16 protein-coding genes and 1 tRNA gene are annotated in these 24,551 nt (G+C 59.6%); 9 read left to right on the forward strand and 8 right to left on the reverse strand.

Going from position 1 to position 24,551, the window contains the following annotated elements:
- The first annotated feature begins 33 nt into the window (after nt 1-33).
- The 3 genes from rpoC (at nt 34) to ACZ5U1_RS08550 (ending at nt 5,071) form a co-directional block, all read left to right on the forward strand.
- Nucleotides 34-4,290 carry a DNA-directed RNA polymerase subunit beta' gene (gene rpoC / locus ACZ5U1_RS08540; RefSeq protein ID WP_464778041.1) on the forward strand — a complete coding sequence of 1,419 codons (4,257 nt, stop codon included), beginning with the start codon at nt 34-36 and terminating at the stop codon, nt 4,288-4,290.
- Between the two features lie 215 nt (nt 4,291-4,505).
- Nucleotides 4,506-4,579 (forward strand) — tRNA-Gln (locus tag ACZ5U1_RS08545).
- Between the two features lie 171 nt (nt 4,580-4,750).
- The gene (locus ACZ5U1_RS08550; protein ID WP_464778042.1) at nt 4,751-5,071 is read left to right on the forward strand and encodes a hypothetical protein; all 321 of its coding nucleotides are present in this window, start codon (nt 4,751-4,753) and stop codon (nt 5,069-5,071) included.
- Between the two features lie 49 nt (nt 5,072-5,120).
- Here the strand turns inward: ACZ5U1_RS08550 and ACZ5U1_RS08555 are convergent, their stop codons facing one another.
- Entirely contained in the window at nt 5,121-5,798 is a 678-nt protein-coding gene (locus tag ACZ5U1_RS08555; protein WP_464778043.1) for a TetR/AcrR family transcriptional regulator, read from the reverse strand.
- A gap of 347 nt (nt 5,799-6,145) precedes the next feature.
- Between ACZ5U1_RS08555 and ACZ5U1_RS08560 the strand changes: the two genes are divergently transcribed.
- The gene (locus tag ACZ5U1_RS08560; protein ID WP_464778044.1) at nt 6,146-6,727 is read left to right on the forward strand and encodes a nitroreductase family protein; all 582 of its coding nucleotides are present in this window, start codon (nt 6,146-6,148) and stop codon (nt 6,725-6,727) included.
- Nucleotides 6,728-6,882: 155 nt separating this feature from the next.
- Here ACZ5U1_RS08560 and ACZ5U1_RS08565 read toward each other — a convergent pair whose 3' ends face one another.
- The 4 genes from ACZ5U1_RS08565 to ACZ5U1_RS08580 form a co-directional block, all read right to left on the reverse strand.
- Nucleotides 6,883-7,290, reverse strand: a complete 408-nt coding sequence (locus ACZ5U1_RS08565; protein WP_460986517.1) for a VOC family protein — start codon at nt 7,288-7,290, stop codon at nt 6,883-6,885.
- 42 nt (nt 7,291-7,332) lie between these two features.
- Nucleotides 7,333-9,855 carry a TonB-dependent receptor gene (locus tag ACZ5U1_RS08570; protein ID WP_464778045.1) on the reverse strand — a complete coding sequence of 841 codons (2,523 nt, stop codon included), beginning with the start codon at nt 9,853-9,855 and terminating at the stop codon, nt 7,333-7,335.
- A gap of 340 nt (nt 9,856-10,195) precedes the next feature.
- Nucleotides 10,196-11,263: a hypothetical protein gene (locus ACZ5U1_RS08575; protein WP_464778046.1), complete on the reverse strand. Its 1,068-nt coding sequence runs from the start codon at nt 11,261-11,263 to the stop codon at nt 10,196-10,198.
- Between the two features lie 270 nt (nt 11,264-11,533).
- Nucleotides 11,534-12,010, reverse strand: a complete 477-nt coding sequence (locus ACZ5U1_RS08580) for an Lrp/AsnC family transcriptional regulator (RefSeq protein ID WP_449473921.1) — start codon at nt 12,008-12,010, stop codon at nt 11,534-11,536.
- A 118-nt stretch (nt 12,011-12,128) separates the two neighbouring features.
- On the opposite strand from ACZ5U1_RS08580, the gene alr reads away from it, so the two are divergent.
- Nucleotides 12,129-13,259 (forward strand): alanine racemase, encoded by a 1,131-nt coding sequence (gene alr / locus ACZ5U1_RS08585; protein WP_464778047.1) that lies wholly within the window; start codon nt 12,129-12,131, stop codon nt 13,257-13,259.
- Complete coding sequence (locus tag ACZ5U1_RS08590) at nt 13,256-14,509, forward strand: D-amino acid dehydrogenase (RefSeq protein WP_464778048.1); 1,254 nt, start codon at nt 13,256-13,258, stop codon at nt 14,507-14,509. The genes alr and ACZ5U1_RS08590 overlap by 4 nt, the downstream gene beginning before the upstream one ends.
- A gap of 191 nt (nt 14,510-14,700) precedes the next feature.
- On the opposite strand, the gene ACZ5U1_RS08595 is transcribed toward ACZ5U1_RS08590, so the two are convergent.
- The gene (locus ACZ5U1_RS08595; protein ID WP_464778049.1) at nt 14,701-16,341 is read right to left on the reverse strand and encodes an FAD-binding protein; all 1,641 of its coding nucleotides are present in this window, start codon (nt 16,339-16,341) and stop codon (nt 14,701-14,703) included.
- A gap of 210 nt (nt 16,342-16,551) precedes the next feature.
- Between ACZ5U1_RS08595 and ACZ5U1_RS08600 the strand changes: the two genes are divergently transcribed.
- Nucleotides 16,552-17,343, forward strand: coding sequence for an SDR family NAD(P)-dependent oxidoreductase (locus tag ACZ5U1_RS08600; protein ID WP_464778050.1), 792 nt, complete (start codon nt 16,552-16,554; stop codon nt 17,341-17,343).
- A 127-nt stretch (nt 17,344-17,470) separates the two neighbouring features.
- Entirely contained in the window at nt 17,471-18,994 is a 1,524-nt protein-coding gene (gene glpK / locus ACZ5U1_RS08605; RefSeq protein ID WP_464778051.1) for a glycerol kinase GlpK, read from the forward strand.
- Nucleotides 18,995-19,009: 15 nt separating this feature from the next.
- Here glpK and ACZ5U1_RS08610 read toward each other — a convergent pair whose 3' ends face one another.
- Nucleotides 19,010-20,527, reverse strand: a complete 1,518-nt coding sequence (locus tag ACZ5U1_RS08610) for a malonate--CoA ligase (RefSeq protein ID WP_464778052.1) — start codon at nt 20,525-20,527, stop codon at nt 19,010-19,012.
- A 374-nt stretch (nt 20,528-20,901) separates the two neighbouring features.
- Here ACZ5U1_RS08610 and ACZ5U1_RS08615 point away from each other — a divergent pair, with 374 nt between their 5' ends.
- Complete coding sequence (locus ACZ5U1_RS08615) at nt 20,902-21,534, forward strand: hypothetical protein (RefSeq protein ID WP_464780001.1); 633 nt, start codon at nt 20,902-20,904, stop codon at nt 21,532-21,534.
- Nucleotides 21,535-21,536: 2 nt separating this feature from the next.
- Here the strand turns inward: ACZ5U1_RS08615 and ACZ5U1_RS08620 are convergent, their stop codons facing one another.
- Nucleotides 21,537-23,957, reverse strand: a complete 2,421-nt coding sequence (locus tag ACZ5U1_RS08620; protein ID WP_464778053.1) for a TonB-dependent receptor — start codon at nt 23,955-23,957, stop codon at nt 21,537-21,539.
- Nucleotides 23,958-24,551 lie beyond the last annotated feature (594 nt).

The raw sequence follows: 24,551 nt of genomic DNA on the forward strand, positions 1-24,551 counted from the left end.
CCAAAGATTTGCCCTCATGAGGGAATGAAAAAGATGAACGAACTGACCAATTTCGCCAACCCGGTCCAGAAGGCCGAAACCTTCGACCAGATCCAGATCGGCCTCGCCTCCCCGGAGCGTATCCGCAGCTGGTCCTTCGGCGAGATCAAGAAGCCGGAAACCATCAACTATCGCACGTTCAAGCCCGAGCGTGACGGCTTGTTCTGCGCGCGCATCTTCGGTCCGATCAAGGACTATGAGTGCCTGTGCGGCAAGTATAAGCGCATGAAGTATAAGGGCATCGTCTGCGAAAAGTGCGGTGTCGAAGTCACGGTGTCGAAGGTCCGCCGCGAGCGCATGGGCCATATCGAACTGGCCGCGCCCGTCGCGCACATCTGGTTCCTGAAGTCGCTGCCCTCGCGCATCGGCCTGCTGCTCGACATGCAGCTCAAGCAGCTGGAGCGCGTCCTCTATTTCGAATCCTACATCGTCACTGAGCCGGGCCTGACCCCGCTCGAAAAGTTCCAGCTTTTGAACGAAGACGAACTGCTCGACGCGCAGGACGAATATGGCGAAGACGCCTTCTCCGCCGGGATCGGCGCGGAAGCGGTCAAGCAGATGCTGATGGATCTCGATCTTGAGGGCGAGAAGCAGGCGCTGCTGGACGAACTGGCCGTCACCAAGTCGGAACTGAAGCCCAAGAAGATCATTAAGCGCCTCAAGGTCGTTGAAAGCTTCCTGGAATCAGGCAACCGCCCCGAATGGATGATTCTGGACGTCGTGCCGGTCATCCCGCCGGAACTGCGCCCGCTGGTGCCGCTAGACGGCGGCCGCTTCGCGACCTCGGACTTGAACGACCTCTATCGTCGCGTCATCAACCGCAACAACCGCCTGAAGCGCCTCATGGAACTGCGCGCGCCGGACATCATCGTCCGCAACGAAAAGCGCATGTTGCAGGAAGCCGTCGATGCCCTGTTCGACAACGGTCGCCGCGGCCGCGTCATCACCGGCGCGAACAAGCGTCCGCTGAAATCGCTGTCCGACATGCTCAAGGGCAAGCAGGGCCGCTTCCGTCAGAACCTGCTCGGCAAGCGCGTCGACTATTCGGGCCGTTCGGTCATCGTGACCGGCCCGGAACTCAAGCTGCACCAGTGCGGCCTGCCCAAGAAGATGGCGCTCGAACTGTTCAAGCCCTTCATCTACGCCCGCCTCGACGCCAAGGGTCTGTCCATGACCCTGAAGCAGGCCAAGAAGTGGGTCGAGAAGGAGCGCAAGGAAGTCTGGGACATTCTGGACGAGGTGATCCGCGAGCATCCGGTGATGCTGAACCGCGCGCCGACGCTCCACCGCCTCGGCATCCAGGCGTTCGAACCCGTGCTGATCGAGGGTAAGGCGATCCAGCTTCACCCGCTCGTCTGCTCGGCCTTCAACGCCGACTTCGACGGTGACCAGATGGCTGTCCACGTGCCGCTCTCGCTGGAAGCCCAGCTGGAAGCCCGCGTGCTGATGATGTCGACCAACAACATCCTCTCCCCCGCGAACGGCAAGCCGATCATCGTTCCGTCGCAGGACATGGTTCTGGGTATCTATTACCTGTCCATGGAGCGCGAAGGGGAGCCGGGCGAAGGCATGCTGCTGGCCGACATGCAGGAGGTCCATCAGGCCCTCTATGCCAAGGCCGTGACGCTGCACTCGAAGATCATCAGCCGCGTGCCGCAGACCGACGAAAACGGTCAGCAGTATATGAAGCGCTTCGAGACCACGCCGGGCCGCATGCTGCTGGGCGAATGTCTGCCCAAGTCGCACAAGGTGCCCTTCGACGTCGTCAACCGCCTTCTGACCAAGAAGGAAATCGGTGACGTCATCGACCAGGTCTATCGCCACACCGGTCAGAAGGACACGGTGCTGTTCGCCGACGCCATCATGGCGCTGGGCTTCCGCCACGCGTTCCAGGCCGGCATTTCGTTCGGCAAGGACGACATGGTGATCCCGGATTCGAAGGAAGGCACCGTTGCCGAGACCAAGGCGCTGGTGGCTGACTATGAGCAGCAATATCAGGACGGCCTGATCACCCAGCAGGAAAAGTACAACAAGGTCATCGACGCCTGGAGCCGTTGCGGCGACGTGGTAGCGAACGCCATGATGGACGAGATCCGTGCCCAGCCCAAGGACCCGCAGACCGGCCGCATGGCCCAGATCAACTCGATCTACATGATGGCGCACTCCGGTGCCCGTGGTTCGCAGGCCCAGATGAAGCAGCTCGCCGGTATGCGCGGCCTGATGGCCAAGCCTTCGGGCGAGATCATCGAAACGCCGATCATCTCGAACTTCAAGGAAGGCCTTACCGTCCTTGAATACTTCAACTCGACCCACGGCGCCCGTAAGGGTCTGGCCGACACCGCGCTCAAGACGGCGAACTCGGGTTACCTGACCCGCCGTCTGGTCGACGTGTCGCAGGATTGCACCATCGTCGAGGAAGATTGCGGCACCGAAAAGGCGCTGGAGATGAAGGCCATCGTCCAGGGCGGTTCCGTCATCGCCTCGCTCGGTGAGCGTATACTGGGCCGCACCACGGCGCAGGACATCGTCGACAGCAAGGATGGCAGCATCGTCATCCCGATCGGCACCCTGCTCGATGAAGCCATGATCGCGCAGATCGAGGCTATCGGCACCCAGGCCGTGAAGATCCGCAGCCCGCTGATCTGCGAAAGCCGGATGGGCGTGTGCGGCAAATGCTACGGCCGTGACCTCGCCCGCGGTACGCCGGTCAACATCGGTGAAGCGGTCGGCGTCATCGCGGCGCAGTCCATCGGTGAACCGGGCACGCAGCTTACCATGCGTACCTTCCACATCGGCGGCGCGGCGAACTTCAACGAAACGTCGAACCTGGAAGCCCTGTCGGACGGCACGATCGAACTGCGCGACATGCCGACCATCACCGACAAGAATGGCCGTCGCCTGTCGCTCGCCCGCAACGGCGAGATCGCGATCATCGACTCCGAAGGTCGCGAACGCGAAACGCACCGCCTGCCTTACGGCGCGACCATCCTGTTTGCGGATGGCGACACCGTGAAGAAGGGTGAGCGCTTTGCCGAGTGGGATCCGTTCACCATGCCGGTGATCACGGAAAAGCCGGGCATCGTGAAATATGTCGACCTGATCGACAACAAGACGCTGACCGAGCAGACCGACGAAGCGACCGGCATCGCCCAGCGCGTCGTCATCGAGCATCGCGGGTCGGCCCGTACCAAGGAAGATCTGCGTCCGCGCCTCACCCTGCTCGACGATCAGTCGGGCGAAGCCGCTCGCTACATGCTGGCGGTGGGTGCGACCCTGTCGGTCGATGACGGTGCGCAGGTGCAGGCCGGTGACGTGCTGGCGCGTGTCTCTCGCGAAGCCGCGAAGACCCGCGACATCACCGGCGGTCTGCCGCGCGTCGCCGAACTGTTCGAAGCCCGCAAGCCCAAGGACAATGCGATCATTGCCAAGGTCTCGGGCCGCGTCCAGTTCCTCAAGGATTACAAGGCGAAGCGCAAGATCGCCATCAATCCCGAGGATGGCGGCGAGCCGGTCGAATATCTGATCCCCAAGAGCAAGGTGATCGACGTTCAGGAAGGCGACTTCGTGAAGCGCGGCGATAACCTGATCGGCGGTTCGCCCGATCCGCATGACATTCTGGAAGTGCTCGGCATCGAGCCGCTGGCCGAATATCTGGTCGCGGAAATCCAGGAAGTCTATCGCTTGCAGGGCGTGAAGATCAACGACAAGCACATCGAGACGATCGTTCGTCAGATGCTGCAAAAGGTCGAGATCATCGAGTCCGGCGACACCACCCTGCTGGTGGGCGAGCAGATCGACCGCGAGGAAATGGACGAGATCAACGCCAAGCTCCAGCCGGGCTTCGCGCCCGCCGCTGGCAAGCCGGTGCTGCTCGGTATCACCAAGGCCTCGCTCCAGACGCGTTCGTTCATCTCGGCGGCCTCCTTCCAGGAAACCACGCGCGTCCTCACGGAAGCAGCGGTTCAGGGCAAGAAGGACACGCTGGTTGGCCTCAAGGAGAACGTCATCGTCGGCCGCCTCATCCCGGCAGGTACGGGCGCTGGCATGAACCGCATGCGCGTTGCCGCCTCGTCGCGTGACGCCGCTATGCGGGCCGCCCTGCGCGCCTCCAGCCAGATTGACCTGATCGCGCCCAAGACGGCTGCTGAAGAGCATGCTGCCGAACTCGCGCAGGGTCCGGAAGCCGCCATTGGCGACGATCCGCTCGGCGCGGTTCAGGGTGAGGACTTCACCACCCAGGATCTCGACTGAAGCTTTGAAATCATGGGGACCGCTTCCTATCTTGGATAGCGGCTCCCAAGCCCATCGATCCCGCAAGGGAAGATGAAAGAGCCCGCCGGACGCGTCAGCAGTCCGGCGGGCTTTTTCCTGACCGAACTATGCGGCATTTTCCGGCGCAAGCCCCTTGACCAGCCGATCCAACCAGCTTATTTGCGCGCTTCCGATGCGGGCTACACCCGCCTTGGTGCCCGATCCTCTAATGGTAAGAGAGCGGACTCTGACTCCGTCAATCAAGGTTCGAATCCTTGTCGGGCATCCAAACATTCGGCAATCTAGAAAATTTAAGCCATATATGAACTTGGCCATCACCTCCTCTGCCGATCGCTGATATTTGGCGGAGGCAGTGGGCTTGATGACTGATCGCGGTGGAGGCAACGATCGAGGGGCGCCTGACGCGATACCTCCATCGGGCGACAAGGGAGCATCCTAAGTGGCATCACAATCAAGCGAACAAGCCGCTCTTCCTGTTCACGAAATATCAGAAGCTGAATTCTACGCGGACCTGAAACATTGGCGCACCAACATCCGGCCACGTCACTGGCCGGAAAACGTTCGCGTCATCTCACTGGACGGCTTGGCACTCATCGGCCTCGATGATCAAGGCAATGCGTATCTGAATGGGCAACGCCTGTATACAGCACGCCGCTTCGCTTGGCAGGAACGGTTGATCGCGGGATTGCTCGCGCTGTCGGCTATCGTCGGCGCTCTCGCCGCCTCCTGCTCAGCCTGGGCAGACTTGCATCCGCTTTAATCGCCTGATGTCCTGATGTACGGCCGCGGCCAAGACCCACGCTATACCGTCACGCAGCCGGGCGAAGCCCTCTCACTTCCTCGGGAGTGATGGTCTTGGCAAGATTGATCATAGATTTGACGGCAAAAGCCTTCAGTTGCGGCATCTGGGCCTCCCACGGCTTGCCATATCCCGCCAAAATCGTTGACCCTTCGATCGACGTGTTGATGAACAGGGTCACGATGTCGACTTCCTCGGGGGAAAGCGCCGGGTTGAGTTCGGCGACATAGGAAGCCATCAGATTGTGCATATACTGATTAACCATCTCGACCCGTTCCGCGACGAACTGATTGTGGTTCGCCATCGCCCACAATTCTGTAAACAGGTGGGTCATCTTCTTCGTCTTCGTTTCGTCCAAGGTGCCCCCGATGACCAGTGCGAGCGCTTCTTCGGCGGGTAATCCTTGATTGGTGAGGCTGACCCTCGCCTCGCCCACGGTCGGGCTCAGCAGTTCGTCCAGCAGCACCTGAACCAGCATTTCCTTACGCGGGAAATGACGGCTCACATTTCCGACCTTCATCCCACATTCGGCAGCAATCCGGCGAAGGGTGAACGCAGATGCGCCCTCATCGACGAGAACGTGCAACGCGGCCTTGAGGATTGCATCGACCGTGTCGGACCCCCGGGAATATACTCCCGGGCGAGGAGGAGCGACAAGCTTGGCCTTTTTCACCTTAAGATCAGTCATACTCCCCCGTAGCGCTGATTTGAATTGATGAAAAGTTCTGCTCGCATGTCATCTGACCATTCAGTTTATGAAAAGTCGATAGCGTTATTCACCCTTCGCGACATGGTTATCAAAGGGCTACCCGCTCCAACTTTCCGCTATCCTGCTACGAAGGTTGCACGCGCGGAAGGCCATCGGGCAACCATGATCAATAGTAACCGCAGAACATAATGGTCCGAAGCGCGACCCTGCGATCGTCGCCGCTGTCCGGACGTTGACATACGACAACTTTTAGTCAAGCATTTCTGGTGATCTGCAGCGATAAGCCTGTGTGAAATCGATCTTGTTTGCAAAGGACCCTTAAAGACATGACGCTCAACCGGGAAACCGATACGGCCCTCAACCCTTTGTTTCTAAATCGCTGGTCGCCGCGCGCCTTTGATGGCTCCGTCATGCCCGCTGACGATCTGCGCACCATATTGGATGCCGGACGCTGGGCGCCCTCTTCCTTCAATTATCAGCCCTGGCGCTTTCTCTATGCGACGCGTGACGACGCCGCCAATTGGGCGCGTTTCCTCGATCTGCTGATCCCCTTCAACGCGATCTGGGCCAAGGAAGCTTCGGTACTTTTGTTCATCCTGAGCGAAACGACCATGGGGTCGCCGGACAAGCCCAGCCATTCGCACAGTTTTGACGCTGGCGCCGCCTGGTCGGCCATAGCGCTGCAATCGACTCTGATTGGCTATCACGCCCATGGCATGGTCGGGATCGATATGGACAAAACCAGGGCGGAGTTGGGCGTTCCGGACGGGTTCCGGATAGAGGCCGCCGTAGCTATTGGCCGGATGGGCGACCCCGCGTCTCTTCCGGAAAAGCTGCAGGCGCGCGAAGAACCCAGCAACCGCAAGCCTCTCGAAGAGATTGCCTATTCCGGCAACTTCCGCGGCTGACTTGAAACTGCGGCGCCGATCATCGATCGACAAGCGCCGTTATGAAAGTTGGGGGAGGCACCATGTACCTCCCCCTTTCCCCTGATCCAGAAGCCTTCAGGCGCTGGATGTCACAAGATGGTCGCCCACATTTATACGCGTGATGACCACGCGCCTCACATGAGTTGGACCACCTCGATCAAATTGCCTTCGACGTCTTTGACGAAGGCCACATGTACGCCATGTTCGGGCTCCGGATGAGCAGCCACGACCACAACACCACCTGCGGCGGCGGCACTTTCCACGAACCGGTGGATATCATCGGCGATGAACCCCAGGATAACCGACTCTGTGGCCGATTTTTCCACGTCGAGGAACTTCGTCAGCGTGAAGTTCCCCGTGCCCGGCGGATTTGACTTGAAGTACAGTTCCCGAATGGGACGCCCTGCGATTTCCGCATCGGCCTGCGCTTCCTCGACCAGGCCGCATACGGCGCCATAGAAAGCCGCAACCTTGTCAAGGTCCTGCACGATCAGCTTCGTAAAGCCTAAAGGAACTACTTTATTCACATCTGACATATTCATCGCTCTTCATTATAAGCATATTCAACCCTTCGGAACTTCAAGTCATTTTCCGAATGAGTAGCGCAGACGGACCCCGTACATTCTGGGTTCGCCGTATAATGTCGCAGTAAAGAACTGACTATTATAGGTGTTGCTGTTGCTGACGCGATACAGCTTGTTCGTCAGGTTGGTCGCGTAGAAGCCTATGTCCACACGGCTACCCGCAACATTCCGCCAATCGAGCGACAGGTTCAGCGTTCCGAATGGTTCAAGCCGTTCGCCCGGCTGCTCCCCAGGAAGGCTGGTACCCGCCGTATGCTGCGCCGAGGTGTGTGAATAGTTGACGAACATCGCAAGTGTGCCGAGATCGCTGCCAAGCGGCTGCTCTGCCGACACGTGGAAGCTGTAGATGTACGGCGACACATATTGGAACGGGATGCAGGTCAGATCTACAGTCGCCGGAGCAGTTATGACATTGCCGGTACAGTCCTGAGTGGGGCTGCTCGGCGCAAATTCGTATTTCTTATATTTGGCATCTGTATAGCTGAACGTACCGCCGATCTCGACACCGGGAATCGGCCGCAGCGACGCTTCCGCCTCTATGCCCTGGATGCGCGCATCTGCGGAAAGAACCCTTGCGCCAGCGGCCCCAGTGTCGGGATTGAAGTCACCGGTCGCGCGCTGAATACCCTTATAGGTCAGATAATAATAGGTAGCGTTGAGCCGAAGCGGCATGCCCGCCAGTCGCACATCCGACTTGAAGCCCGCTTCATAGGATGTGACGAACTCCGGCGGGAAAGTTCGGGTGGTGGTAAACACCGCATTGGCGTTTATGCCACCGGCCTTGTAGCCACGGCTGATCTTGCCATAGACGAGAAGCTCAGGCGAAAATCTGTAATCTACACCAATGTTCCAGGTCGGCTCATTGGTCTTCAGATTCGCCTCAAATGAGCAACCGGCGGCGTCTGGTGCGATCGTATTGTCGGCGAAGCAGAAGAATGCCCCTGGAGCGATTACCTGATACAGACCCGCCGAGCCGCTGACCCTATCCCAAGTGTACCGAATGCCGCCGGTGACCTTGAGGTTCTGCAATGCAGGCGAAACCAGTCCCAAATCCAGCGTCGACTGCGCGTATAGCGCTTTCGACGTATTGGTGATCGCATATCTTATGTCATACACGCCGCAAACCAATGGGTTGCCGGTGAACAAAGCTGGACAGAAGCCAGTTGCACCCGCCCCCTGAGTCCCGGCCGGACGCTGATCATAGTAGAATGCGCCTGCGGTAAAGGTGAGCAGCTTGTCAAACAAATCGCCCTGAAGCTGCAATTCCTCGGTGAAAACCTTGATATCATCTCGCGGTAGCCGCGTCGGTGAAGCATTATCGTAGATGATCGGGGTGCCGTCCCCGGGCAACGTGACTACGCCCCGAGCCGGATAGCTTCTTGGATCGCCATCGTCGAACTGGAAGATGGTGCCGTCACTGTCGACGGCATATGTCGTCTTGAAGCGTTGATAGCTGACTATGTTACGCAGCGTCAGTTCTTCGTTCAGTTTGAGCGTGGAAGTATTGGTGACACCCCAGGTCTTCGTCCTTTGAAACGAATTGGTGCCATGGGCTGTTTGTCTGGGTCCACGAGCACCTGCTTCAGCGCTAGCCACCCTGTAGACGTCGCACGATGCGCTAAAGCCAGGGATTGTCGGTCCTTCAACGCAGAAAGGAAGGCCGACAAAACTGGTGGCCGCCAGTCCCGCAACGTTGAGATGCGTGTTGACCGTACCGGTCCCATGGGTCCGGGAATTCGCCCCATAGGCCATGGTATAATTTTCAAAGGTCTCGGTCGGCCGCAGCGTCAGCCCAACACGCCCGGAATACCAGTGCAAATTATCGCGATCGGTGTTCCAGACCACGTCCCGCGTATAGCCATCACGATCCTGATAGGCTCCGGCCACCCGCAGCAAAACCTTGTCATCCACGATCGGGACGTTGATCGCACCTTCAAGTTCCTTGTTTTCGTAATTACCGAACTTGCCCTGAACATAGCCTTCAAAGTCGTTCGTCGGCTTTTTGGGAACCAGCAGCACTGCGCCGCCAGTCGTGTTACGTCCGAACAAGGTTCCTTGCGGACCGTTCAGGACCTGGACATTCTCCAGATCTACGAAATTACCGGCACCGCCTTGTTGAGGAATTGAGATCGGCGCGGGCAGCGGCACTTCATTCAGATAAACGACCACACCAGGCGACGCCTGGAAGGTCGCGCCCTGCCCTCGGATCGTAAAGCTTTGCGCTTCACGTGAGGGATTGCCGTTGTTGCCAACCACCAGAGACGGAACCGTCGCCTGCAAATTTTGCGGCTGCGTTATGCCTTGCTGCTGGAGACGCTCTGGCGAAAATGCCGTAATCGCAATGGGAACGTCCTGCGCGCGCTCGTCACGGCGCTGCGCGGTAACGACAATTTCATCCAGGGCTGAGTTCACGCTCGAACCAGGGGCCGATTGGGCCTGTGCCTGCGCGGCCCCCGCAATGCACAACGCCGTCACCCCGGCTCCACATAGCAGCTTCAAGCTATTTTCTACTGATCGCATCATTGCTACTCCCCATATGTAGCAATGCCCCTCCACATGGGACATCGCGGCTCCCGGCAAAAGTTACCGGTTCCGATCGGCGATTGGGTTTTGATATTCGTTCCGTCAGCAACTTCGCTGACTGTTCCCATCATATGTTCGCCATCTACGATAGTTGACGTATTTCAACCATTGTCAAGATGAATTTATTTTCACATATCGTTGTTCTATAAGTTGCCGCCTATTCGGAAAACCGGCGATATTATAATCCGCCCCAAGCGCTCTTCCGCATTTCTTAGAACGGAAATGGCGGGCCGCAGAGGCCCGCCATTCACTTCATCTTGCATTGTACCGAATTCGGCTATCAGGCGGCGAGCGGCGCCTCGTTCATGTCAGCCGGAATGTTCGCCGGACCGTTCACGGCAAACACCTGGCTGAGCATGCCGATGAACGCGCGATCGGTCAGCGGATCGGTCGGCGTTTCGAACTGAGCGCCACGGTTGCGGGCTTCGTCCATCAGCATGTTCAAAGCCTGGTCGTGCGTGATGTCGTCCGTGTGGTCGAACGTCCGCTTCAAGTCGGCCATATCCGTGAACACCCGCGCACCCCAGTGAACCAGCAGGCGCACTTCGTCTGCCGGCAGCTGCTGATTGACCACTCCATTGGTCTCGATCCGCCAACCGCCTTCAACCGTCGGATCGGGTGCCATCACGCTGCTGATATCCAGACCTTCGGAACGACGCAGCGCAAGCGGGCCGGTCGCCTGAGCGTGGTGGAACATCATCTCATTCTCGGCAACGACCGCGCGACCCCACATAGGCGCAGTGATCTGCTTGGGTTCGCCCCGCGGACCGTCCGGCCAATAGTTGAATCCGCCGCCGATATTGCCCTTATAATACCAGCCGGTGACCTGCATCTTCTTGCTGCGCCATTGTTCGAACATGCGAGACTTGGCCATCGTCAACAGAAGCCAAAGCGGCGCGTTTTCCATGGTCATTCCGCGGAAGACCGTGCCATCGAGATGCGGCGGCCCACCGATGAGGGTCGGCCCCTGAATGTTGATCAGAAACGTCTCTGGCTCAGCATATTTGGCGCCCCAATAGTTGCGCGACATTTCAAGAAACTTGGAGTTATAATAGCAGTCGTTCAGTTCGGGATAGAAGCAGACACCCTGACGGGCGATATACCCCCGGAACGTCCCGCTGCCTTGCAGGATCATGTCCCAAGTCAGCGTGATTCCTTCAGGAATGGTACCGCCGGTCGTGGCGATAACCTCTTCGGGAGACTTGAAGTTTTCGGCGAGAATGAGCGGCCACGGCCCATTCTCCCGCACAACCTTGAATATCCGCTGACGCTGATCTTCCGTATAGGCGTTTTCGATCACGTAAGGCGGCGCTACCGGACGGAACTGGTCGGCAAAATCGGTAGTCATCAGGCACTCCATTGATAAACTGGACGTCGTCTCACTCCAATCGCCCGGAAATGCCGTTGGCCCGCCGCGATTCGAGGGGATGCGCTAACCGGATGTTGGACCATAAGTTGACGATCGTCAACTGTGTCAAAAATTAGAAATATGTAATGATCGTGCATTGTTCCGCCTGAGCGGAAATTGGCCGATTCCCCGTCGAAATCGCCTGGATGGTACAAGCGGACGCCGTCGCGGAGTCAGGCTGACCGATGTTCACGCGGGGAACGCCCTGCCCTAACGGCCTCTCGGCCCTGTTGATCGCGGGCTCAGCGCATCGCGCATCGCGACGCTTGAGTTGATGCGCGCTACGCCCGGCATCCGGGACAGGATTTCACTGTGGATGATCTCATAGGCAGCAACGCTTTCCGTTTCGACGCGCAGCCAATAGTCGGTCCCGCCCGTCATCAGGAAACATTCGCGGATCTCCGGACATTGTCTGACGGCATGTTCAAAACGCGCCAGATAATCTTCGGTCTGCCTGTCGAGCGTCACCTGCACCAATATGTTCACGCTATTCTCACCGACCCGCAAGGGGCTGGTCAGCACCGTATAGCCGCGAATGACCCCCGCATCTTCCAGCAGCTTGATCCGTCGGTGACAGCTTGACGGCGACAGCCCGACTTCCTCGGCTATCTCGGAATTGGGACGTCTTGCATTGAGCCTCAGCAAGCGCAGGATCGCCCGGTCGGTCTGATCCAGTCCTACGGCCATTTCGCCCAATTCCTTCGCACATTCTCTCAATAATATCGACATTGTAGAACATACTGCGTCACTTTGGGAGAAAAAGGCGCAAGCCCCCCTCTACAAAATGCATGAGGGGGATCGCTAAATGGGATCGCTGGATTGCGCGGGCGCGGTGTTACGCATCGATTTGGACGCCCTTGTGGAAAACTACCGCATCATCGCGCGCCGCGTGGCACCTGCGGAGGTGGCTGGCGTCGTCAAGGCTGATGCCTATGGCACTGGCGCTTCGGCAGTGGCATCCGCCTTGCTGGACGCGGGTTGCCGCCGTTTCTTCGTGGCGCAACTGAACGAGGCGCTGGCGCTCAAGCCTGACCTCCCCGACCACGTCCAGCTGTTCGTCCTGAACGGACTCCAGCCCGGAGCCGAGCGGCAGTGCCTAGACGCGGGCGCAACGCCCGTCCTCAATTCCCTCGATCAGATCAGGCGCTGGTCGGGCCTCGCGCAGGCAACGGGCCGCCCCCTTCTCGCAGCGCTTCAGGTCGATAGCGGCATGTCACGGCTCGGCCTTTCCCCGGAAGAAGCGAAGGCGATCCTCGCTGACCGATCGCTCCTGAACGGCATCGACCTCGTGCTCATCATGAGCCACCTCGCCTGCGCCGACGACCCGTCTTCCGCCTTCAATGACAGGCAGGTCGCCACCTTCAACGATTTTGCCCGCCACTTCCCCGATGTGCCGCGTTCGCTCGACAATAGCGGCGGCAGTTTTCTCGATCACCCTCATTATGAGGTCGTGCGCGCCGGGATCGCGCTTTACGGCGGGGCGCCGCAGAACGGGCTCAATCCCATGCGCCCGGTCGTTTCGCTAGAGGCGCGGATCGCGCAGCTACGCACTGTCACTTCTGGAACGGGCGTGGGATATGGCCTGTCCCACACGGCAGAGCGCGTATCGCACATCGCGACCATCCCGGTCGGCTATGCGGACGGCTGGCCGCGCCAACTCAGCAACCGTGGCGCGGCCTTCATCGGCAATATCAGGGTGCCGATAGTCGGCCGAGTGTCGATGGACAGCATCACGCTCGACGTGACGGACGTTCCCGACATGCTGCTCTATCCTGGCGCGCCGGTCGAACTGCTCGGCCCCCATCAGTCGATCGACGATGTCGCGGCCGACGCGGGCACCATTTCGTACGAAATCCTCACCCAACTCGGCCACCGATACGCCCGTGAATATCACGCCGCGCAGGCCATCGAGCAAAAGCGGAGTATGACAGCATGAAGGTCGCCATTCTGGGAAGCGGGGTCATCGGCGTGACTTCGGCGTGGTATCTCGCCAAAGCGGGCCATGAAGTCGTGGTGATCGACCGGCAGCCTGGCCCGGCGCTGGAAACCAGTTTCGGCAACGCCGGAGAGATTTCGCCGGGCTATGCTTCGCCCTGGGCCGCGCCGGGCATACCGATGAAGGCGCTGCGCTGGCTGTTCATGCAGCACGCGCCGCTCATCCTTCGCCCGACATTCGATGCCGCCATGTGGCGCTGGATGGTGGCCATGCTCGGCAACTGCACGGAAAAGGCCTATGCCGTGAACAAGAGCCGCATGGTGCGCCTAGCCGAGTTCAGCCGCGATCAGCTCATCTCGCTCCGCTACGAAACGGGCGTTGCTTATGATGAGCGGACCCAGGGCACGCTCCAGCTGTTCCGCGAACAGAAGCAAATGGACGGTATCGGCAAGGACGTAGCCGTGCTGAAGGCGGACGGCGTTCCCTTCGAAGTGCTCGACCGGGCAGGCTGCATCGCGGCCGAACGGGGCCTTGCAAACAGCGCATCGCCGATCGTAGGCGGCCTGCGCCTGCCCAATGACGAGACGGGGGATTGTTTCAAGTTCACCAACGCTCTTGCCGTCATGGCAAAGGCCGCAGGCGTCACTTTCCTGCACGATCACAAAATCGAACGTCTCGTTACGGATAATGGCGCGATCGATCATGTCGAAACCGACAAGGGACCGATCAAGGCAGACGCGTTCATCGTCGCGCTGGGCAGCTACTCCCCGCTGCTGGTCGCGCCGTTGGGGATCAAGCTGCCGGTCTATCCGGTGAAGGGCTATTCGATAACCGTTCCCATCACCGATGCGGAGCGCGCCCCCGTTTCAACGCTGCTGGATGAAAGCTTCAAGGTTGCCATCACGCGACTGGGCGACCGCATCCGGGTGGGCGGCATGGCAGAGCTTTCAGGCTTCTCGACAAACCTCCCGGACAAGCGTCGCGACACGCTGGAATATTCGGTTGAGTCCTTATTTCCGGCGTCCGGCAATCTTCGCCATGCCAGCTTCTGGTCGGGTCTGCGTCCCATGACGCCGGATGGCACGCCCGTCATCGGCCCTACACATATTCCGAACCTATATCTCAACACCGGCCATGGCACACTTGGCTGGACCATGGCCTGCGGCTCCGGACATGTGATCGCGGACATTATTTCCAACCGGAAACCGGCAATCGAAACCGCCGACCTGTCCATAGCGCGATATCGCTGACGCTCGCGCGGGCACCTAGAGCGCGCTGCGTTAAATCAGACACAAGACGCGCGCTCTAGTTTTTTGTTTTCGCATCGTTTTAGGCGCAAAACCGGTTCCCACTTTTGCGCACGATGCTCTAAGACATGGCGCCGTCGTCTCGCATATCTACGCGACGACGGCGCCAATTGCCCTAAAGCCTGGCCCAGACTTCACGCAGCCGCCGCTGCGCTGTGTTGACCCGCAATCCAGGCGAATACCATCGCCGGGCCAAGCGTCGCGCCTGCACCGGGATAGGTCCTGCCCATGACCGGGGCAGCGCAATTGCCTGCGGCGTACAGCCCTTCGATGACACTGCCATCCGCGCGCAGCACCCGCGCATGCTCGTCAGCCATCAGTCCCCCCTTGGTGCTGAGGTCACCGGGGTAAAAGCGGGTCGCGTAAAATGGCGCCTTGTCGATGGGGCCGAACGATGGGTTCGGCTGATTGCCGGGATCGCCATAATATTGGTCGTACACATTGTTGCCACGACCGAAATCCTCATCGACGCCGGTCGCGGCCATGGCATTCACGCGCTCGACCGTCCGGTTGAGGCCCGCCGCATCGATCCCGATTTTCGCAGCAAGCTGGTCAAGCGTCGGCGCCTTGATGAAGAAGCCGTTTTTCACGAGATCCCCGTTCATCCCCGGCGGGGTGCCTCCGAAGAAATAGCGACTGCGATAGCGGGCATCGAAGATCAGCCAGCTCGGCACTGCCCCCACGGTCTTGTCGCGGTCCAGCATGGCCCGCCCGGCGTTGACATAGGATGCCGCCTCATTCGTGTATCGCTGCCCCGAAGAATCGACAATGATCGATCCGGGCAAGGTGCGTTCCCAGATGCCGACATTGATGGTGCCATTCGGCAGGATCGACACGGGATACCATGTGGCAGCATCCATCAGGGCGAGTTCGGCGCCCACCTCCGCGCCGATTTGGTGAGCGTCGCCGGTATCGCCGGGACTGGCCGGACTCCACTCGCCGCTGACCTCCTGAAACTGCTTGCGATACTGGCTGTTCTTCGCGAAGCCGCCGGTGGTCAGCAGCACGCCGCGCGGCGCCATGATCCGCCGCTGTGCCTCCCCCTCGCCGATCACGACGCCCACCACTTTATCGCCCTCCTGGATCAGCGACTTGAGCGGGCTATCCAGAAGGACGGGTATGCCAAGGCGCTGAACGATGACCATCAGCTGCCCCATCAATGTCCCGCCCAGGCACAACGGCTCGCGCCCCCGCACGCGCCAGGCGGCCGTGCGCGCGATGATACCCATGAACCTGGAGAACGCCTTCAACGACCGCAACATCACCGGTATCACAGGCGCGTCATCGGTGCCCATTACCATCGATGGCATGTCCGATTTGCGCATCGTCTTGAGCCAGTCGCCCAGCTTTTTGCCGTCGAAATTCACGCCTTCCAGCGTCCGGCCCACGCGCGCGCCCGGCTGATCCTGATGATAATCGGGGTATCTTGGTGCCCGGACCCAACCAAGGCCCTGCTGCTCCAGGGCCAGCACCATCTGCGGACCAACATTCAGATAGGCGACCTTGCGCTCTTTGCTGCTCGCCGGGCCGACATCTCCGATGGTCGCTTCCATATAGGCAAGCGCGGCCTCGAAACTGTCTTCCACCCCGTCCCGCTCCATCAGCGGATTGTTGGGTATCCAGACCCCGCCGCCAGAAAGCGCGCTCGTCCCGCCCCAACGGTCGGTTTTCTCGATGACCAGCGGATTGAGGCCGTTCAACTTGGCGGCAATCGCGCCGACCAGGCCACCCGCCCCACTTCCCACGACAATGAAATCAGCCTGATAATCGCGCAACGCTTTGCCCCTGTTTGTGTATTTGCCCAGGATTCCGCTGCATAGCGACGCTTCCCGACATGCAGCGTCTATAGCTATCCGACACCGCAAGTGAAGCGTAAGGGATAAATGGCGCTGGTGTACTTTCGCAGGAGCGTCAATATAATCGCTGACGCCTGTTCATCAGGTCTGCCCCGCCCAACATTTCCAATAAGTTTTAGGAGAGTGAGAATGTCCGACGATCGGCTGAACGGAAGGGTCGCAGTGATAACGGGCGGGGGCGATGGCATTGGCCTCGGCGTTGCTCGACGTTTTGCGCGCGCGGGCGCGACGGTAATCATCGCCGAATTCGATGCAGGCAAGGGAACGGCTGCGGCAGATACGATTGTCGCAGAGGGCGGCCGGGCGCGCTTCGTGCGTACCGACGTCACGGATCGCGCGCAGATGGAGGCGGCCGTGGATGCGGCTGTCGATCAGTTCGGCAGCATCGATATATTGGTCAACAACGCCTATCGCGGCCGGGACTTTGCCCGCGCCGAAGCGATGGGCGACGAATATTTCCATGAATCCTTCGACATCAACCTGTTCGGTCCCAAATGGGCGATGATGCGCGCCTTTCCCCATATGAAGGCGAACGGCTGGGGGCGGATCATCAGTCTCTGTTCTCTCAACGGCGTCAACGCGCATATGGGGACTGCCGATTATAATGTGGGCAAGGAAGCGCTTCGCACCCTTACCCGCACCGTGGCACGGGAATGGGCCGGTTTTGGCATTTGCGCCAACATCATTTGCCCGGGCGCCGCATCCGCCTCGTTCAACAATTTCAAAGCACTTCAACCCGAACTGGCCGCCGATGCCGAGCGCGCCAATCCGATGGGACGCATGGGCGACCCCGAAAAGGACATTGGCGGCGCAGCCTTGTTCCTGGCCAGCGAGGACGCGCGCTATGTCACCGGCAACACGCTGTTCGTGGACGGCGGAGGTCACATCAACGGCGTCAACTGGGTGCCCGATCTGCCCTGAGATGCCAGGATGGATCGACCGTGCCTGCCCCCCGACTGACGCCCAGTCGCGACTATAGAGTAGAATAATCCAAATTCTGTGAGATCATGGTCGGCATGGTGATGAACCATAAGCGCGGAAGGGAAGAATGAAGGCGGTGCTCGCGATCGATCAGGGGACCACATCCACCCGATCGCTGCTGATCGATGAAGCAGCCGCCGTGCGAAGCGCCACGCAGATCGACCTGAAACAATATTATCCGGCCGACGGATGGGTCGAACATGATCCCGAAGCGATATGGCGCGACGTCGTGGCGACGGCGCGTGCGGCGTTGGACGAGGCGCACCGCACGGGGCTGGACGTCGCCGCCATCGGGATCGCCAATCAGCGCGAAACCTGCCTGCTGTGGGACCGTGAAAGCGGACAGCCCATCCATCCGGCCATCGTCTGGCAGGACAGGCGCGGTGCGGACCTGTGCAGCCGGTTCATCGCGGATGGTTTCGAACCCGTAGTCACCAGCCGCACCGGCCTTCTGCTCGATTCCTACTTCACGGCCAGCAAGCTCGCCTGGCTGCTCGAAACAATCCCCGGCGCGCGCGACCGCGCCGAAAAGGGGCAACTGGCCTTTGGCACCATAGACTGTTTCCTGCTGTGGCGCCTGACAGCGGGAAAGGTGCACGCAACCGACGCAACCAACGCCAGCCGCACCTTGCTGTTCGACATTGCCAAGATGGCATGGTGCCCGGACCTGTGCCGAATGTTCGACATCCCGATGCAAATATTGCCCGAAGTGCGTGAGAATGACTGCCTCTTCGGGACATCGGACAAGAATATCCTGGGCGTATCGCTGCCCATTGCCGGAATGGTTGGGGATCAACAGGCCGCGTTGATCGGCCAGGGGTGCCTGAACCGGGGCGGCGCAAAGGTCACGCTGGGAACAGGTGGGTTCGCGATGCTGAACACAGGCGGGCAGATCTGCCGATCGAAGCACCGGATGCTGTCCACCGTCGCCTGCTATTCCAATGGAAGCGTCAGCTACGCGATCGAAGGGGCATTCTTCGTCGCGGGCGCGGCCGTCCGGTGGACGCGGGACAGACTGGGCTTGGTCGCCACGGCCGCCGAGACCGAATCCATGGCGCGGTCCTTACCCGACAATGGCGGCGTCTATCTCGTCCCCGCCTTTGTCGGCTTGGGCGCTCCGCACTGGAACCCACATGTAAGGGCGATGCTGACAGGGATGACCTTCGCCACGGGTCCTGAACATATCGTGCGTGCGGCGCTGGAATGCGTCGCCTACCAGAGCACGGACCTGTTAGACGCCATGGCGCTCGACAGCGCCGTCCAGCCTGATGAGCTCAAGGTGGATGGCGGAATGGTCGCCAATGACTGGTTGTGTCAGTTCCTCACCGACATATTGGACCTCACCATCATCAGGCCCGCCAACATCGAAACCACGGCACTGGGCGCCGCCTTCCTCGCCGGATCGGCGACGGGGGTCTGGACGGCACTCCCCGAAGCCGCGTCGCGCGTGACGCCCGACCGGCGGTTTAGCCCAACACTACCCGCTGTTCAGAGGGAGCGCTTCATCGCCGGTTGGCGCGGTGCGGTTGAGCAGGCTCTAAACGCTTCATCCCCGGAACGCCCCTCCTCTCAGCAATCACAGGACGTTTGAGGGACCTCTAACCCTTCAACTCGCCTTGAAGCTATCGCGATAGGTTTCGCGTAGCACCGTCTTCTGGACCTTCCCCATCGTATTCTTGGGCAACTCCTGCACGAACACGAATCTTTTCGGCTGCTTGAAGCGTGCGAGCCTGTCCGCCAGTGCGGCAGCGATGGCCGATTGGTCGGTGAAGGACGGATCGCGCGCCACGATCGCGGCGACGACACCCTCGCCCAGGTCGGGATGCGGCACGCCCACGACGGCCGATTCATGGACTTGCTCCAGTTCGTCCAACGCAGCTTCGACTTCGGCCGGATAGATGTTGTACCCGCCGGAAATGATCAGGTCTTTCGCGCGCCCTACTATGGAGACATAGCCTTGCTGATCGATCAATCCCAGATCGCCTGACATGAAATAGCCATCGCGAAATTCGGCGGCGGTCTTTTCGGGCATGCGCCAATATCCCTGAAACACATTGGGACCGGCAATTTCGATCATCCCGACATCGCCCTGCTTCAGCACCTGGCCAGTTTCGGGGTCCGTGATGCGGATCGAAATTCCCGGCAGCGGCAGGCCCACGGTCCCCGCAATGCGTTCGCCGTCATAGGGGTTGGACGCGTTCATGTTCGTTTCGGTCATGCCATAGCGTTCCAGAATGGCGTGACCCGAACGTTCCAGAAATTCGCGGTGAATGTCGGCGGAAAGCGGCGCCGATCCCGACACGAACAAACGCATATGCCGCACGAGCGCCCGGTCGAAACGTGGGTCGCCGAGCAGGCGTATGTAGAAAGTGGGCACGCCCATCATGGTCGTAGCAGCCGGGAGCGATTGCAACACCGCCTCCAGATCGAAGCGTGGATGAAAAATCATCGACGCGCCCGATGCGAGCACGACATTGGTCGCCACGAACAGGCCGTGGGTATGAAAGATCGGAAGCGCGTGCAGCAGAACGTCATCCGCCGTGTAGCGCCAATAATCCCGCAACGTCATCGCGTTGGACGCCAGATTGGCGTGGCTTATCATCGCGCCCTTCGACCGGCCCGTGGTGCCGGACGTGTAGAGGATCGCGGCAAGATCGCTATCGTCCCGGTCGACTGTCGCAAATTGGGTAGCGCTTTCGCGTGCCAGTTCGACCAGGCTGCCGTCGCTGTCGCTGCCCATGGTTTCCACGGAGCCAACCCCGGCCTCGCTCGCAAGACCGGCAATTGCGGCCCGGTTCAGCGGATCACAGACGAACAGCACCGGGGCGGCATCACGCATGAAATAGTCGAGCTCGCCAGCCGTATAGGCCGTATTGAGCGGCAGGAAGATCGCCCCCGCACGCAAGCAACCCAGATAGAGTATGAGCATGTCGATGCTCTTTTCCGCCTGCACCGCAACCCTGTCTCCGACCTTCACGCCCAGCTCGCCGATGGCGTTGGCGAAGGCGGCCGAACGCTCCTCGACATCCCCGTAACTGATGACATTTCCATCCAGCATATGGGCGAACGGACGACGGCGATCCTCCGGGAAGCAGGCTTGGAGGCTGGTGTAAAGATTGGTCATGGCAGGCAGCTTTCACAGAGGCTCGGCAAGGATGAGCCCGAACGTTTCCCGAGGATGTGATGAACATCGGCGTATGCTTCACACCGCCAGATTTCCCCACGCTTCGTACCAAGGATTGCGGCTTTCGAAGGTCGTGCATACACGATGATTGAACAGCCGCAATATGAGATGTGATCGGCGGAATGGGGGACGGACCATGCATGGGATATATGAGGGAAAGCCCTTGTTCGCTGAACTGCCGCACATTGTTTCAGTGGTGACGCGGTGACGATCTCGGGCGTCGCGCTTCTCGCAATCTGCACGCTAGTCGGTGCGTTCTGCGGACGCCCTGCTGGGCGTGAAAGCCAATGTCGGGCGTCGGCATCGCCATGATCATGCTCATCGCCGCGCGACTATGGCTGGCGCGGCGTGGAGCCATGAACAGGGGCGTAATGCTGGGCGTCGAATTCTGGGGCACCCTTTATATCCCGGGCGATGGCGGCCAACCAGAATGTGGTCGCCGCCGTCAAATCGGGGCCGCTGGTCGCCATCGCCGCCATCCTTGCGGTGGCTGTCTGCTTTGCCGCCGTGGCCATCATCAGCAGAATGGACCAGGACGCCGAAACGATGGACGAGATCGAGGCGCGCGAGGCGGCGGCATCATGGGTGGCGCGATGCTCCGCGATTTCGCGATCGTCGCGACCGCTTTTGAAGTCGACGTGGCAAAGGCGCGGCAGGCCGGACTGATCGGGGCGGTCGCCCTGACGCTCGGCTCGCATGGCAACCGCGCAGGGGCGGGAGAGCCGGATTGGGCAGCTCCCAATAGAAGCACTTTGGAAGGACGGGACCCCGTAATTCGACCTGCGCTATACCCACAAATCGCCACAAAAATCGACCCGATCGACGACGTTGAAGCTGGCGCAGCGGCGGTCCAAGCGCTTCATGTTTACAAGGTCAGCCGCAGGGGGCCGGTGCGGATCATTATGAAGCTGCTTCATATGTTGGTGATCCGACCAGCCCTGCCTTGACCTTAGAACTTGAAGTTGCCCGTCAATCCAAACTCGCGTGGATTGGTCACATTGACCGTGCGGTAGCCCGAGTCATAGTCCACGCCGCTGGACGTGCCGACTATGGCATTGCCCTGGCTGATGTTGGCGATCCGCTTCTGGTTCAGGACATTCTTCGCAAACAAGGTGAATTCCCATTTGCTATCCTCGGCACGAAGACCAACGAACAGGTTGAGCATTTCACGGCTACGATAATCATAATCGATCCGGTCGGAATAGAAGCCGGGCCGGTACGTGAACAACCCACGCAGGAACGGCGTAACACTGTCCATCGGGAAACGGATTTCCGTGTTGGCGGTCAGGCTGAAATCAGGCGTCTCGCCGATGCGGCCGTTGCTGGCGCAGAAGCTGACATTGCCCGGCCCCGTAACGGTCGCCGTTCCATCCCGGTTCGGGCGGCCAGTTCCTGCAAAGTCGTTGCACGGCAGCAGGGCGTTGCGATAACGGGCGCGAGTATAGGCGGCGCTGACGCCGAAGTCCCAGTCTCTCGTGATCCGGCCGTCCAGCGATCCTTCGATCCCCTTGATCCGCGCGTCGCCATTATAGTTGAAATCGAAAAAGCCGGTGGGCGGCGCGGCTACGGCGGACTGATAATAGATGCCGCTGAAACGATTCAGGAAGTTGTCGAGCTTCTGATAGTAGACCGACACCGCATAATGCAGGCGGCGCCCGGCGAAGCTGCCTTTGACGCCTGCTTCGATCGAATCCGTCTTTTCCGGCTGGGTCAAGATCAGGTCGTCGCTGAGGCCATCGGGCAGGCCGGGGCTGACGCTCCCGGCGCGGAAGGAGTGGCCGTAGGAAGCGAAGATATTCATCGACGGCATCAACTGGTAACTGATCGTCAGGCCGCCCGTGATCGGCTTGTCAGACGTATTGCGCAGGTTGGCCGGAATGATGTCCGTTGCCGGGTAGGACGCCGGTAAGCAGCCAAACGACACGGCATCAACAATTGGATCGCCGGTGCACAGCAAGCTGTTGCCCGGCGTGCTCAACCCCAGTTGGCTGACATTCACCGACTTGATGATCGAGTAACGCAGGCCACCTTCGATTGCCAGGCCGCCCCTACGAAAGTTAAGATTGACGTTGAACGACCAAATGCTCCGGTCCACCGGAACGGTAATCTGGGTGGCGATGGGCAGATAAGGCAGCGCGCCCAGAGTGTTCAGGCTATCATTCTGTTCAAACGGGAAAATGAAGCTGTCGCCTGGCTGAAAGATGCGCGTCGTTCCCCCTATCTTATTGTAGAAGACGCCAATGCCTCCGCCTAGACCAGCCTTGTTATTCGTGGCCAAGCGCATTTCGACCGTGTCGTATACGAAGGGAGTTGGACCAAAGGAGTTGGAGATGTAATTGGGCACTGCATTGCCGACATCCAGATCACGCTGGCCTTTCAGACGTGAATCCTGATGCGCACCTACAAACGACAATGTTGCCGGACCCAGATCCCAGTCAATCGCCACATTAACGATGTGGCTTTCATTGATATTGCGGCTCGTACCCTCTGCGACAGCGGCATAGTCATCGACACCCAGGGCTGGGCCGGAACGCGTTGATGGGTTCGGAACCAGGGCGCCGCTCAGGAATGGGCCAGCTTCGAAAGTCGATGTGTTGCCTGATCCGATGACCTGCTGCATCTGCCTATTGTCCGCATACAGATACTGATAGGTGATATAGGCAGTGAGATTGTCCGTTGGACGAAGGCCCAGGGTCAAGCGGGCGCTCTCAGTGCGGCTGCGCGACCGTTCGCCCGTGTTGACATTGCGGACGTTGTTCAGGCGATTGCCGTCAACCAATGCGGCAACGCGCAGGGCGATCTTGTCAGAGAAAGGCAGGGAAACCCCGCCCTGCACATTATAGCCCCCACGCGTGGTAGCGGTAGTCTGCGCATAGCCTTCGATCTCATCGAAACTGGGGCGCGCCGTGGAGATGGTGATCGCACCTGCCGGGGCGGAGATGCCGCGCAGCAAACCTTGGGGACCGCGCAGCACTTCGATCTGCTTGATATCGTAAAGGGCCGTGTAGACCGTCTGTGCATCGGTCGGAATTTCGTTGAAATACACCTGGACCGCCGGGTCGGTGCCCTGGTCGGGATCGAACGAGATACCGCGCAGCGTCGTCGAATTGTTACGGCCCGTAGTGTTGGTCATCTCCAGGCCCGGAGCAAGCTGCTGAACGTCCTTGGCGTCGAAAATGTTCAGCTTCTGCAACTGCTCGCCGGTCGCCACATTGACGCTCATAGGCACTGATTGAAGCGATCGGGCTTCGCGCGTCGCCGTGACGACAATCTCGCCACCCCCATCGGCCGCATCCTGCGCCCAGGTAGCGGTCGGCACGATCAGCGCTGCACCGCACAACAATGCAGAAAGACTCTTTCCCTGTTTCATGACAGCGTTCCTTTACTCGGCAGAAGCCAGCCCCATAATGTTGACAACTGCTAACGATCGCGCAGGCACCCTGCAACCCTCGTCGTCAAACTTTTGTAGATTTTGGCCCGAACACCTACGTTTTATCAAATACAGGCGTTATTTCTTCGCATAATGCGCTTTATATAGCGGAATTTCATCCGCATTACGTTGATCAGATATCCGAATTCAGCTGACATCGCCCTAGCGCCCAAAGCGCCAAAAGACTGACACGCGCTAGATAATTGTTCTTCATCGGAGGGATAGGAATAAGGACCGCAAAACGGTGAAGCGCAAGCCCGTCAACGCAGATTTGCTGCATTTGCGAATATCAAGGAGGCCGGAGGAAAAGTCACGTCCGATAGTGAAGAAATTCAGCGCTGGGGGCCTGCGGAGATCATTTCGGGCGAGGCTCACATTGGACCAGATGGACTCGCGGTGGTCATGCTCGAAGTAGCAAGGGCGAGCCTTTTCCCTCAGCCCCACCGAATCATCATTCCAACACGTCATTGGCGATCTTCCGGTTTGAGATGGGCAAGCTGCCGGGCAGCACGCGCGAACATTGCCGCTAAGAAA

Source organism: Sphingobium sp. TomTYG72 (assembly GCF_055394715.1).